The organism is Colwellia sp. 5_MG-2023 (genome assembly GCF_030547795.1).
Lineage (GTDB): Bacteria > Pseudomonadota > Gammaproteobacteria > Enterobacterales > Alteromonadaceae > Colwellia.
The window spans coordinates 1-574 of the sequence record NZ_JAUOPW010000071.1 but is presented as its reverse complement, the minus strand read 5'-3'; the positions used below and the strand labels follow the sequence as shown (position 1 = coordinate 574).

Below are 574 nucleotides of genomic sequence, written 5' to 3'. Positions count from 1 at the left end.
CCTTCCCAAAAATGACCTGTACATTTATCTTCTTGATTTGCTTTTCGAGCAATGGGCTCATTAAGCGAGCGCATAAACCAACTAATATCGATAAGGCGGTTTCTATATATATCTGCTGTGCTTTTAACCATAGCCAGTTGATATTTATCAAGCGGTTGTTTCATTTGATATTGTTGAGTTAGTAAAGTGCCTTTAAATAACTGATGCCAGCGTTGTAGTACTTCTGCTGTTGTCCAGCTTTTAGCTTGTTCACTATCTACATGTAATACGAGATGTAAATGATTATGCATCACGGCATGTGCGCAAATGTCGATGGCAAAAACTTTTGCTAATTGAAATATGCGTTTCTCAATCCATGTTCGCCTATGCTCGTAACTAACACCGGTTTCTTTATCTACCCCACATAAAAAAGCCTTTCGTACCGTGCGGCTGCAAATATGGTAATACGGGGTATCGGATAAACTAATTTGTTGTGAGCGTGGCTTAGGCATAATAATCACCAAACTTAATCAAGGTAAATTAAGCTTAGTTTATGGATTGAATTTCATCCACGTTATTATGGGTGGCCTAATAA

Annotated in this window: 1 pseudogene; it reads right to left on the bottom strand. The window is 38.0% G+C overall.

Annotated features, from left to right (window positions below):
- A pseudogene (locus Q4496_RS17920) lies at positions 1 to 491 on the bottom strand (transposase); the annotation flags it as partial.
- Between the last annotated feature and the right edge of the window lie 83 nt (positions 492 to 574).